This window comes from Mesorhizobium sp. (assembly GCF_005063415.1).
In the GTDB taxonomy this organism is placed as follows: domain Bacteria; phylum Pseudomonadota; class Alphaproteobacteria; order Rhizobiales; family Rhizobiaceae; genus Mesorhizobium.
The window spans coordinates 76340-88817 of record NZ_SUEG01000006.1; the positions used below are offsets into that span (position 1 = coordinate 76340).

9 protein-coding genes and 1 pseudogene are annotated in these 12478 nt (G+C 63.6%); 3 read left to right on the forward strand and 7 right to left on the reverse strand.

Going from position 1 to position 12478, the window contains the following annotated elements; all coding sequences use genetic code 11:
• Both E5W70_RS03505 and pdeM read left to right on the forward strand, forming a co-directional pair.
• A pseudogene (locus E5W70_RS03505) lies at positions 1–1469 on the forward strand (DNA ligase-associated DEXH box helicase); the annotation flags it as partial.
• Positions 1466–2182, forward strand: coding sequence for a ligase-associated DNA damage response endonuclease PdeM (gene pdeM / locus E5W70_RS03510; RefSeq protein WP_292654027.1), 717 nt, complete (start codon positions 1466–1468; stop codon positions 2180–2182). The pseudogene E5W70_RS03505 and the gene pdeM, both read left to right, overlap by 4 nt.
• Positions 2183–2189: 7 nt before the next feature.
• Here the strand turns inward: pdeM and E5W70_RS03515 are convergent, their stop codons facing one another.
• The 3 genes from E5W70_RS03515 to E5W70_RS03525 are packed head-to-tail and all read right to left on the reverse strand — an operon-like array spanning position 2190 to position 6798.
• Positions 2190–3125, reverse strand: a complete 936-nt coding sequence (locus tag E5W70_RS03515; protein WP_292654028.1) for a DmsC/YnfH family molybdoenzyme membrane anchor subunit — start codon at positions 3123–3125, stop codon at positions 2190–2192.
• Positions 3126–3136: 11 nt separating this feature from the next.
• Positions 3137–3871, reverse strand: a complete 735-nt coding sequence (locus E5W70_RS03520; protein WP_292654029.1) for a 4Fe-4S dicluster domain-containing protein — start codon at positions 3869–3871, stop codon at positions 3137–3139.
• Positions 3868–6798 (reverse strand): molybdopterin oxidoreductase family protein, encoded by a 2931-nt coding sequence (locus E5W70_RS03525; RefSeq protein WP_292654030.1) that lies wholly within the window; start codon positions 6796–6798, stop codon positions 3868–3870. Before E5W70_RS03525 ends, E5W70_RS03520 begins: the two co-directional genes overlap by 4 nt.
• A 280-nt stretch (positions 6799–7078) precedes the next feature.
• On the opposite strand from E5W70_RS03525, the gene E5W70_RS03530 reads away from it, so the two are divergent.
• Positions 7079–7981, forward strand: coding sequence for a LysR substrate-binding domain-containing protein (locus tag E5W70_RS03530; RefSeq protein ID WP_292654031.1), 903 nt, complete (start codon positions 7079–7081; stop codon positions 7979–7981).
• A gap of 5 nt (positions 7982–7986) precedes the next feature.
• Here the strand turns inward: E5W70_RS03530 and E5W70_RS03535 are convergent, their stop codons facing one another.
• From E5W70_RS03535 to E5W70_RS03550, 4 genes are all read right to left on the reverse strand, one after another.
• Positions 7987–9243: an Hsp70 family protein gene (locus E5W70_RS03535; protein WP_292654032.1), complete on the reverse strand. Its 1257-nt coding sequence runs from the start codon at positions 9241–9243 to the stop codon at positions 7987–7989.
• A gap of 108 nt (positions 9244–9351) precedes the next feature.
• The gene (locus E5W70_RS03540; RefSeq protein WP_292654033.1) at positions 9352–10143 is read right to left on the reverse strand and encodes a TIGR02186 family protein; all 792 of its coding nucleotides are present in this window, start codon (positions 10141–10143) and stop codon (positions 9352–9354) included.
• Complete coding sequence (locus E5W70_RS03545) at positions 10143–11066, reverse strand: sulfite exporter TauE/SafE family protein (protein ID WP_292654034.1); 924 nt, start codon at positions 11064–11066, stop codon at positions 10143–10145. The genes E5W70_RS03540 and E5W70_RS03545 overlap by 1 nt, the downstream gene beginning before the upstream one ends.
• Before the next feature lie 191 nt (positions 11067–11257).
• On the reverse strand, positions 11258–12478 hold a 1221-nt coding region (locus E5W70_RS03550), incomplete at its 5' end, for an SEL1-like repeat protein (protein ID WP_292654035.1).

Here is a 12478-nt window from a genome sequence, read left to right on the forward strand (position 1 = left end):
GTGCCAGCCGGCTGGCACAGCGCATCGGTCGGGCCAACCACCGCATGGACGAGCCGTCGAAGGCGATCCTGATCCCGGCCAACCGCTTCGAGGTGCTGGAATGCAGGGCGGCGCTCGACGCCAATTATCTCGGCGCCCAGGATACGCCGCCGCTGGTCGATGGCGGGCTCGACGTGCTGGCGCAGCACGTGCTGGGCTGTGCCTGCGGTGCGCCATTCCATGCCGATGCGCTGTTCGAGGAAGTGCGGACGGCTGCACCCTATGCCGATCTCGATCGGCCGACATTCGATCGCGTCGTCGATTTCGTCGCCACTGGCGGCTATGCGCTGAAGAACTACGAACGCTACGCCCGTATTCGTCTCAACAGGGACGGGCTGTGGCGGGTCTCAAATCCTCGCGTCGCCCAGCAATACCGGCTCAATGTCGGCACGATCATCGAAGTGCCGGCGCTCAACGTCCGCTACGTGCAGGCCGGCAGCAGAGGCGCGGCTTCGCGTGGCGGCCGGGTTCTGGGCAAGATCGAGGAGGCGTTCCTCGAAACGCTGACGCATGGCGACACCTTCATGTTCGCCGGCAAGGTGCTGCGCTTCGAAGGCATCCGCGAGAATGAGTGCTTCGTCTCGAATGCACCCGGCAGCGACGCCAAGGTGCCTTACTATGGTGGTGGCAAATTCCCGCTTTCGACGTACCTAGCCGAACAGGTCCGCGCCATGCTGGACGATCCGCAGCGCTGGAAGAAGCTGCCGGAGCAGGTCGCCGACTGGCTACGCTTCCAGGCCGACAAGTCGGTACTGCCGAAACGCGACGATCTGCTGATCGAGACCTTTCCGCGTGGCAACCGCTACTATCTGGTGGCCTATCCATTCGAGGGCAGGCTGGCGCACCAGACGCTCGGCATGCTGCTCACCCGCCGCCTCGACAGGGCGGGAGCCAAGCCGCTCGGCTTCGTCGCCACCGACTATGCGCTTGCCATATGGTCGCTGGCCGATATGGGCCATATGTTCAGGGCGAAGAAACCGTCGCTGGCTCAGCTATTCGATCAGGACATGCTGGGCGACGACCTCGAAGCCTGGCTCGCCGGCAGTTGGCTGTTGAAGCGCACCTTTCGCAATTGCGCGCTGATCTCGGGATTGATCGAGAAACGCCACCCGGGGCAGGAGAAGAGCGGCCGCCAGGTAACCGTGTCGACGGATCTCATCTACGACGTGCTGCGCAGCCACGAGCCCGACCATATCCTTTTGCAGGCGACGCGGGCCGATGCCGCGACCGGTCTCTTGGATGTCAGCAGACTTGCCGAGATGCTCTCGCGCGTCCAGGGTCGAATCATGCATAAGAACCTCGAGCAGATATCGCCGCTCGCCGTGCCGATCATGCTCGAGATTGGCAAGATGCCGGTGCACGGCGAGGCCGATGACACGCTGCTGATGGATGCAGCCACGCTGGTCGAGGAGGCCATGGGGACGAAATGACTGTCGCGCTGGCCATGGCTGCGCCTTTAGCGGATGCGGGCGCTGTCCGTATCGCCGGCGAACGCGCGATCTGCGACCGTCGCGGCGTGCTCTATTTTCCCGAATTCCGGCTTCTGGCGGTGTCCGATCTGCATCTGGAAAAAGGCTCCTCACTGGCCAGGCGCGGCACGCTGGTCCCACCTTACGACACCGGCGCGACGTTGCTCCGGCTGCAGGCGGTGATCGCCGATTATCAGCCTGCGATCGTCATCAGCCTGGGCGACAGTTTTCATGATGGCGGCGGCGCAGCGCGGATGCACGCGAGCTTTCGCGAAAGGCTGGAAGGGCTGATGGTCGGGCGCGACTGGTTCTGGGTCGCCGGCAATCATGATCCTGAAGCCCCGGCCGACCTGCCCGGCGAGACCGTGCGCGAGCTGGCCATAGGCTCTCTACTCTTCCGGCATGAGCCTTCGGTCGTGAGAGTGGAAGGCGAGATATCAGGCCATCTGCATCCTTGCGCCCGCATCGTGCAGCAAGGCCGGTCGGTGCGGCGTCGTTGCTTTGCCGGCGATGGCGGCCGCATGATCATGCCGGCCTTCGGCGCCTACACCGGTTCGCTCAATCTGCTTGACCGCGCCTATGCCGGGCTGTTTCGCCGCGAAACGCTGATGGCCTACATGCTTGGCGCCGAACGCATCTTCGCGATTTCCCACGCGATGCTCAGGCCGGGCTGAACCCGCTCTACCTGCCGTAGTACAAAGTGACGGTGTGCTTGGCCTCGGCGAAGAACAGCCAGCGCTCGACCAGCATGCCGGCGAGTTGGGCGATTGCGGCGAGCATCGACGAAGCCGCCGCATAGGGCCACGGCAAGGCGAACGCCGCGAGCAGCAGCAACGCGGGCAAAGCAAAGGCCAGCACCTGCGTGAACTGGCGGAGTTTAGCGCTGTGCTTGCGCGCGATCCGAAAACCCATTTCCTTGAGCAGATAGTTTTCTTCCGTATGCGGCCACTCGATCGACCGCACCGTGCCGCCGGCCAAGCCCGTTGCCGTGTTGGCCGTGGTCGGGATCTCCAGCCTGTCGTTGTACCGCCAGGTCACCAGCTTCCAGCCCCAGCCGGCAAACGTTGCAAGCAGCGCACACGCCAGCACAGCCGCCGAGCCGACGCCGAATCCCTGCAGCAAGGCGTTAAGCAGCACGCTGCCGGTCATCGTCGCGAAGATCAGGTAGGCGGGCAGGGTGAAGCGGCTGTGCCATTGGGCGATCGGCTTCAACGACGCGTAGATCATGCCGGTGGTGCAGACGGTTGCGACCGCGCCGATGGCAGCGAGCAGCCCGGCGACAGCCACCCAGCCGCTCGTTCGGCCGAGGACCACCCAGCCAATACCGAACAGTCCCGCCGGCACGAAGGTGGCGACCGAGGCAATGCCTTCGCGCGACAGCCATGAGCTTCGCCATTGCGAGAAGGCACGCCAGGCGCGTTCGGGCCGGCCGAGATGGCCGGCCGACGACAGCAGGCCTGCCGAGATCAGGCCAAGCGCCAGCCCCATGCCGGTAAGGCCAAGCCAGAAATCGGGCGGGATAAAGCCCTGTCCGGCGAGGACGCCAAGCAGCGCGAGCAGGCCGTAACCGGCGCCCGTGGCGGTGGTGAAAAAGACGACGGAGAATGCTGGATGCATGAAGGCACGGGTCAGTTCGAAAGCATGCGGTCGACCCAGCCGAGGAAGCCGCCTTCGGCCCGCACCGCTTCAAGCGCCGGCGCCGGCACCGATGCGGCGCGGGTGGTGTGGGCACGTGGCGGCAGATATTTGTTGGTCGGTTTATAGCCCATTTCCGGCATCAGATCGACACCGCCGCGCTCGGCCACCAGTTGCGAGATAGCCGATGCCGGATCGCCCAGATCGCCGAAATGCCGCGCGCTGGTCGGGCAGGCGGCGACGCAGGCCGGCACGCGATCTTCTTCCGCCAGATTGTCGTTGTAGATGCGGTCGACGCACAACGTGCATTTCTTCATCACGCCGACATCGGTGTCGAATTCGCGCGCTCCGTAGGGACAGGCCCAGCTGCACAGTTTACAGCCGATGCATTTGTCCTCGTCGACCAGCACGATGCCGTCCGACGCCCGTTTGTAGGAGGCGCCGGTCGGGCAGACCGTGACGCACGCCGGTGTCTCGCAGTGCAGGCAGGAGCGCGGGAAGTTCACCGTGCGTCCGCCCATCTCCGTCATGTGCTCATAACTGTGCACGCGGTTGAACCAGACGCCGTCGGCATTGCCGCCATAGGGGTCGATGTCGGTTAGCGGCGCCATATGGCCGCCGGTGTTCCATTCTTTGCAGGCGGTAACGCAGGCTTGGCAGCCGACGCAGGTGTCGAGATCGATGACAAGGCCGAGCTTCTTGTCGGTATGGGCGGGAAGGCAAGTCATTCGGCGGCTTCTCTTTTCATGCGGAACTCGGCGCCGAAACTGAGTTTGTCGGGCGAGGGCTCAGAGTGCGGCGGCTGTCGGAACCGCTCGAACTGCGGTTCGGTGAAGCCAGCTTCTTCGGCCGCGCATTTGACGATGCGCACGCGCAGGTCGAACCACGCCGCCTGGCCGGTCACCGGGTCGGAATTCGAATAGCGTTTGCCGCTGGTATCGGCGGACGTCTGGTCGCCGATGATGTGGTTGAGCAGGAAGCCGCGATTGGATTCGGCCGCGTCGTCCTTGAGCCCCCAGCTGCCGCGCCGTTTGCCGATCGCATTCCAGGTCCACACCGTATCGGCGTTGACGCCGTCGACCAGCTTGATCTGTCCTTTGACCTTGCCGTTGATGCTCTCGATCCAAACCCAATCGTCGTCGACAAGCCCGAGGCTGGCTGCGGTCCGGTGATGCACGAACAGCCGGTTCTGGCTGGTGATCTGCCTTAGCCAGGCATTCTGCCCGCCCCAGGAGTGATACATGTGCATCGGCCGCTGCGTCAGCGCGTGCAGCGGATAGGCTTGGCTATCGACCGCAGCCTCTTCGAAGGGCGCGTACCAGAACGGCAGCGGATCCATATAGGTCTCGATACGGCTGCGCTCTGCCTTCGGCGGCAGCACCCCGCCATGGCCGCGCGCCGCAAGGCGAAAGCGCTGCATCGGCTCGGAATAGAGTTGGAAGACGATCGGCTCGGCCTTCGGGATGAAGCCCATGCTCTCGGCGAATTCGAGATACGAGCGGTTGGCCATCTTATAGTAGCGCTGACCGGCGGCGAAATCCTGGTGCCAGAAGCCGCCATTGTCGATGTAGCGCTGCAACTGGTCGGGATTGACCTCGCCCTTGCCGACCGAGGCCCCGTCCTTTCCGCGCCAGCCGGCGAGCGGACCGACACCTGGCGTGCGCTCGTGATTGACGATGTAATCGGCATAGTCGCGGTATTTGGCGGAACCATCGTCGTCGACGAAGCCGGGCAGGCTGAGCCGCGCGCCGAGTTCGATCAGCACCGTCTGGAACGGCCTGACCTCGCGGTCCGGCTCGACGACGGGATGGCGGATCGCGTCGCCCGGCCCGTCGGCGTGGCTGATCGGCCGGTCGAGCAGACTGATACAGTCATGACGCTCGAGATAGGTCGTATCCGGCAGCACCAGATCGGCGAACGGCACGGTCTCGGAATAATAAGCGTCGGAATAGATGATGAACGGGATCTTGTACTCGCCCGACGCATCCATGTCGGTCAGCATCGCCATCGTCTCGACCGTGTTCATCGACGAGTTCCAGGCCATGTTAGACATGTACATGAACAGCGTGTCGATCGTGTAGGGATCGCCGGCCCAGGCGTTGCGGATGACCGTGTGCATGAGGCCGTGTGCTGCAAGCGGCGCATCCCAGGAGTAGGCCTTGTCGATACGAATGGACTTGCCGCCTTCATCGATCAGCAGATCCTCCGGTCCGCAGACGAAGCCGAGCGGCATGCCGTCCAGTGGCGTCATCGGCTTCACAGTCTTGCCGGCTGGCTTGGGACCCGGCGGCGCGGACCGCGGATAAGGCGGTTTGAAGCGGAAGCCGCCCGGCACGTCCACCGTGCCGAGAAGCACCTGAAGCAGATGAATGGCGCGGCAAGAGTGAAAACCGTTCGAATGGGCCGAGATGCCGCGCATCGCATGCATCGACACCGGGCGGCCCTTGATGGTCTCGTGCCGGCGGCCGGCCCAGTCCGTCCAGGCCACCGGCAATTCGATTTGCTGTTCGAAGGCGACATGAGCGAGTTCTGCGGCAATGCGTCGGATGGTGTCGGCGGATATGCCGCACCGGTCAGCGACGGCGTCCGGTGAATAGCTCTCGTCCAGATAGCGGTCGGCAACGAGTTGGAAGACCGGCACGCAGCGGCGGCCGTCGACGAGAACGCTGCCGGTCAATGCGGGCTTCGCGTCGGCATCGCTGGCACTGACAGGTATCTTCGCCACCCTGTCCCAAGCCAGTGGATTGCCGCCATCATCGCGCATGAACAGCCCGTCGTCGGCAGCTCCAGGCTCCTGAACGACCAGGATGTGGGCGTTGGTGTAGCGCAAGAGGTAGTCGAGATCGACGCGGCCAGCCTCCAGCAATTCGTGGATGAGGGCGAATACGAACAGGCCGTCGGTCCCGGGCCGGATGCCGATCCAGTCGTCGGCAATCGCGTTGTAGCCGGTGCGGCAGGGATTGATTGAAACCACCTTGGCGCCGCGCGCCTTGAGCTTGCCGAGGCCGATCTTGATCGGATTGGAATCATGATCCTCGGCAACCCCGAACAGCATGAAATATTTGGTGTTGTCCCAATCGGGTTCGCCGAACTCCCAGAACGAGCCGCCAATCGTGTAGAGGCCGCCGGCCGCCATATTGACCGAGCAGAAGCCGCCATGGGCGGCAAAGTTCGGCGTACCGAATTGGCTCGCCCACCAGCCGGTCAGCGATTGCGACTGGTCGCGCCCGGTGAAGAAGGCGAGTTTCTTCGGATCGGTTCGGCGGATGTTCGAAAGCCGTTCTGTCGCGATCGACAAGGCTTCCTCCCAGTCGATTTCGCGGAACTCACCCGAGCCGCGCGGACCGGTGCGCAGTAGCGGCTTCTTCAGCCGGGCCGGGCTGTAATGCTGCATGATGCCGGCGCTGCCCTTGCCGCACAGCACGCCGCGGTTGACCGGATGGTCCTTGTTGCCGTTGATGTAGCGGACCTTGCCGTCCTTGATGTGGACGTCGATGCCGCAGCGGCAGGCGCACATATAGCAGGTGGTCTTGGCGATGCTGTCGGAGACATCAGGCGAAGTATCGACGCCGTCGCCTTCAGCGGGCGGGCGCGTATCGGCAAGCGGCCGTTGGGATGGTGCTGAGTTGGCGCCGCGCAGCGGTTTGTTGGTCATGATCCGGCGATGTTTTTGCGTTCGGCGGCCTTGGCTCTCGTCTTCGGACCTGGGCCGCGCATGTAATGCTGTTCCGGACGATAGCGTTCACCGACGAGCCGCCACCGCAGGCTGCGGGACCAATGCGTGAACACGGATTTGAACAGCCTCACCAATTTCTACCCTCGACTGTTATGGCGCGACTTTTTTCCAATTTCGGACGAAAATTTAGAACAAAGCAATTAATCTGTCTAACAACTTGCTCTTGTAATTCTAATCGAAGTTGCTTCTTAATGCTGGCATGACTCTGGACCAATTGCGGATCTTCGTCGCCGTCGCCGAACGGGCGCACATGACCAAAGCCGCCGACTTGTTAGGCATTTCACAGTCGGCCGCGTCCGCCGCCATCCGCTCGCTCGAACAGCAGCACGGCGTCCAGTTGTTCAACCGAGTGGGCCGCAATATCGAACTCGCCGAGACCGGACGCCGATTCTTGCCCGAGGCCAAGGCGGTCCTCGAGCGGGCTGCGGCGGCCCACAATGTGCTGGAGCATGTCTCGCAGACGATATCAGGCAGTCTCTCGATCGCTGCCAGCCAGACCATCGCCAGCTATTGGCTGCCGCGCCGGCTCGCCTCTTTCCACGAAGCCTATCCTGCCGTCAGGCTGAGCGTGAGCATTGGCAACACCAGGCAGGTCGAGACCAATGTGCTTGATGGCGCAGCGGATTTTGGCCTGGTCGAGGGGCGCACCGAATCCGACATATTGCGGCGTGCCAAGGTCGATATCGATCGCATGATACTGGTCGTGGCGCGCTCGCATTCCGAGATCGCCGAAGTTTCGCCTGGGCATCCCGACCTTGGCGGGCTTCGCTGGATCATTCGCGAAGGCGGGTCGGGCACGCGTGAGGCGCTGGAGGACCTTGCCCGACGCGACGGGATTTCATTCGCGGACATGCAGATATTCCTGGTATTGCCGAGCAATGAGGCTATTCGCCAGGCGGTCGAGGCCGGCGCCGGCGCCACCATCATTTCGGAACTCGTTGTCGCGCGCGCGGTTGCCGAAGGCAGTCTGCGTTCCGTGCCGATCGATCTGCCGAAGCGCGAATTTGCCGTGATCACGCATCGCGATCGGCAGCCAAGCCTGGCCCAGATGGCGCTCAAGGCGCATCTTGGCGGCAAAGCTGAGAGAGCCGCGCCGCTTTAGACCGATCAGCCGAACTTCCGCCGCGCGTCGAGCGCCAGCCCTAGCCCGACTGAGCCGAACACATCGCCTTCGATTACCGACGCCTGCGGCACCAGAGCCAGGATCTGCTGTCTGGCCAGCGGGATTGCGGTCGATCCGCCGGTCAGGAACACCGCCGTGATATCGGAGGGCTTCACCTGCGCGTCGCGGATTGTCTGTTCGACGGTAGCTGCAACGCGCTCAATATCCCGAGCGATAGTGGCTTCGAGACCCGCGCGCGTGATCTCTGCCGTGAACCTCACCTCCGGTAGCGCGACCCCGATACCGGCCGACGATCGGTCCGTCAGCTCGATCTTGGCCTTTTCGACCAGCGCCGCCAGCGCGTGGCCGTAACGATGCTCGACGATGTGCATGAAGCGGTCGACCAGGTCTGCGCGCTCTGCCTCGTAGCGGATCTGGCGCAAATGCGTCATCGCCCTTGCGGTATAGACCAGGTTGATGCGCTGCCATGTCGCTAGGTCGATGAAGTAGCTCGCCGGCAGATTGCGCTTGCCATCCTTGGTCGGCGTCAGATAGCCGAGCTGAGGCATCACATGGGCGATGCTCAGCAGCCGATCGAAGTCGGTGCCGCCGATGTGGATGCCGCGGCTGGCCAGGATGTCGTCCTTGCGGTCGAGCGAGCGGGCGCGCTCGGGCGAGACCCGCACGATCGAGAAGTCGGACGTGCCGCCGCCCATGTCCACGATCAGCGCCAGTTCCTCGCGCGTCACCTTCTGTTCGTAATCGAGTGCCGCCGCGATCGGCTCGAATTGGAAGGCGATGTGCTTGAAGCCTTGGGCGCGAGCGGCATTTTCGAGTTCGTGTTCAGCCTCGGCGTCGGCCCCGGCGTCGTCGTCTACGAACTGTACCGGCCGTCCGAGCACGACGCTTTCGACTGTGTCGAGGGTGTTTTCTTCGAGCTTCTTTTTCAGGTGGCCGACAAATAGGCCGACAATTTCCATGAAGCCGATCGAGCGCGCCTTGATGCGCGTCTTTTCGTGAGCGAGCGAGCTGCCGAGCACGCTCTTCAGCGAGCGCATCAGACGGCCTTCGATACTGTCGGTATAGTTGCCGATGGCGCGCCGCCCGAAATAGGTGCGGTTATCCTCGAAATTGAAGAACACCGCACTGGGCAGCGTGACTTGGCCGTCTTCCAAGGCCACCAGCCGCGGCTGCCCGTTCCTGACCACGCTCACTGTGGAATTTGAAGTGCCGAAGTCGATCCCGGCAAATGCTGGTCGCATCGTGCGTTCCTGTATTTCTGATTTGGGGAGCAGCAGCTCGTGTCCGGTCGGGCCGGGGGTCGCGGTCTAGCCCATACCCTCGGAAAGGGAAACCACTTTTACGAAAGTTCAGTCTTTCCTGAACACCAGTCTTCCGAGCCAGCCTGTCAGCATGGCCAGCGATACGGCAAAGACGCCGTAGAGGAAGGAGTAGTCGTGCGCGACGCGGAAGATCGACTGTTCGAAACCGGACTTGCGGATTTCGAGCTGGGCGGAGCTTTCCTTGATGAACAGGCCGCTCTTGAACAGGAAGGCGCGGGCCTTGTGGGTGCCGACCGGAACGTTGGGAGCGAGCCTGACGGTGGCGCGGAACAGGTTCTGCGACAGGAACTGCACACCGCCGACATTCTCGCTGTAGAGGCCTGTCGCCGCCTTGCGCTCGCGCAGCGCGGCGGTGAACTCCTCGATTGTCGCCGGGCTGTCCTCGGCGTCGGCTGGCTGCAAATAGAGGTTGGAGGCGCCAAGCGACAGCTGCTTGTAGCTGTTCGGATCGGTGACGTCCTGCAGCGGCCGCGTCGTCGCCACCGAATAGGAGACAGGTACGTTTTCGAAGGTCTCCGACTCCAGATTGACCCAGACGCCGAGCACCCGGTCCTTGCGGCGCACGACGACCGGTCGGGCCGGGCCTTCCAGCACGACGATCACGTCGTAGCGCCCTTGCCGCGCGACAAGCGGATCGGCATTTTCCAGCGAGCCGAAAATGGTCAGGTCGGCGCCGGAAAAACCGGCGGTAATCGAGACATTGTCGGTGGAAAGGCCGATCTGGATATTTTCGGTTAGTGGCGCCTGCGCCTTCGCCGGTGGCCCAGCGGCCAGCAGCGACAGCAAGGCGGCGGCCGCGACCGTCCTCAAGCCAGCCATCAGTTCAGGCCCGCGCCGGACAGCGAGTAGAGATTGGGCGGCGTGACGAAAAGGTCGATGGCGAGCCGGATGGCTACCGCCAGCACCAGCAGCGCCAGCAGCGCCCTGAGTTGCTCTCCCCGCAGTCTCTGACCGGCCTTGGCGCCATATTGTGCGCCGGCGACGCCGCCTGCCATCAACAGGAAGGCGAGCATGACGTCGACCGTCTGGTTGGTGGTGGCGTGGACCAGCGTGGTGTAAGCCGAGGTGAAGATGATCTGGAACAGCGAGGTGCCGATGACGACGTTGGTCGGCACTTTCAAAAGGTAGATCAGGGCGGGCACCATGATGAAGCCGCCGCCGACGCCCATGATCGACGACAGGAAGCCAATCGCCGCGCCCAGCCCAAGCACCGGAATAACGCTGACAAAGAGCTTCGAGGCCCTGAACCGCATCTTCAGCGGCAGGCGGTGGATCCAGTTGTGCTGGCCGGATTTCTTCAACACCGGTGCGGCGCCGCTGCGGGTGGCGCGCAGTGCATTGACACTCTCGACCAGCATCAGCCCGCCGACAGTGCCGAGCAGCACGACGTAGAGCAGCGAGATGAACAGGTCGAGCTGGCCAAGCCGGCGCAGGAGTGCAAAGACATAGATGCCGCCGGTCGAACCGACGATGCCGCCGGCCAAAAGCACGCCGCCGAGCTTGAAGTCGAGCGTGCCGCGCTTCATGTGCGACAGGGCGCCGGAGAAGGAGGAAGCGATGACCTGGTTGGCGCCGGTGGCGACCGCGATTGCCGGCGGTATGTTGTAGAAGATCAGCAGCGGCGTGATGAGAAAGCCGCCGCCCACGCCGAACATGCCCGACAGGAAACCTACCGCCGCGCCCATGGCCAGCAGCACGAAGACGTTGACGGAAATTTCCGCGATCGGGAGATAGATGCCCACCCGTCAGTCTCGATCAGTTTGCCTCCTGGCGAATGCAACCGTTGCGGGCATTTTGCGCCAGAAGGCTATCTCGTTCTTGCGCCGGCCGGGCGGTGAAGTCAAACTTCGTCGCACCGCCGAAACAAAAAACAACTCAATCAGTTAACAGGCAAATCTGTGGCAGGGGCGTCGCGGAAACGACGCATCTGCCGTTATTTGCGCGCGAGCAGCGCCTTGACCAGCCTTTCGTCGATTGCGCCGGTTGCCGTCATGTCGTTGTCGGCCTGGAAGGCCATGATCGCGTTCTTGGTTTTCTGGCCCATCATGCCGTCGGGATTGCCGGCCTCGTAGCCGTTCTTGTTGAGAATGCGCTGGATGTTCTGGACCGCTTTCTTCATGTCGATGCCGGCGGTCGTCTGCGGTGCGCCGTCCTGCCACGATTCAGGAATGTCGGCCGAATTGGCGGCTGGATCGAGCGGCTTGGCCTTCCACAGTTCAGCCGCGGCCCGCGCACGCTCCAGCTGCTCGGGCTTCAGCGCCTTGGCGATCTCGTCGCGCTTGGCCGCCGCATCCTTGTCGCCGGTCTTGGCGACGAGCGCGAACCATTTGTAGCTCTCCTCGAGGTTCTGCTTCATGCCGACGCCCTTCGCCGCGAGGATGCCGAGATTGAACTGGCTGTCCTTGACACCGAGATCCGCCGCCGCCTGGAACCAGCGCGCTGCCGATTCATTGTCGGTCACGCCATCCGCCGCCATCGCAAACAGGACGGCCAGATTGTGCATGGCGCTGGCATTGCCCTGCTCTGCGGCAAGCTGGTACCAGGTCTTCGCTTTCTTGACGTCGCGTGCGACGCCAATGCCCTTCTCGTAGAAATTGCCGATGCGGTATTCTGCCGGTGCGAAACCGAGTTCGGCAGCCTTCTGATACCATTTGGCGGCCGCCGCCATATCTTCCTTGACGCCGCGCGACTCGGCGTAGCGCGAGGCGATCTCGAACAACGCCTTGACGTCGCCGTCGGCCGCTGCATCGCGCAGGGCGGCCGGACCGGCATCGGCCGGAACGGCGATCTTGGCGCCTGCTGCCGCAGCAGCACTTGCCGGCGGCACCGTGCCGGTCGTGTCCTGCGTCGCGGCGTTGGTGGTAGCAGGCGCGGCAGCCATTGGCTCGGCGTAGCTGGCCGTCGCCGCTGCCGGCGCGGGCACTGCGGCCGTGGTGTCTGGCGCCGCCAGGTCAGCGGATGCCGCGGCAGCCGAGGGCGCCGTCGATGCCTCGGTTGCCGCTGTGGCGGGGCCAGTTTGCGCCGCCGTGTCGTCCTTGGTCATCGATGCGGATGGCTCTGCCTGCCTGACGGTGGGCGACGGCGCGCTCTCCTGTGCTGTCGTCTGCGCGTCCGCCTTCGGCTCGCTGGCAACGCTGGCCAATGCGGTTTCCAC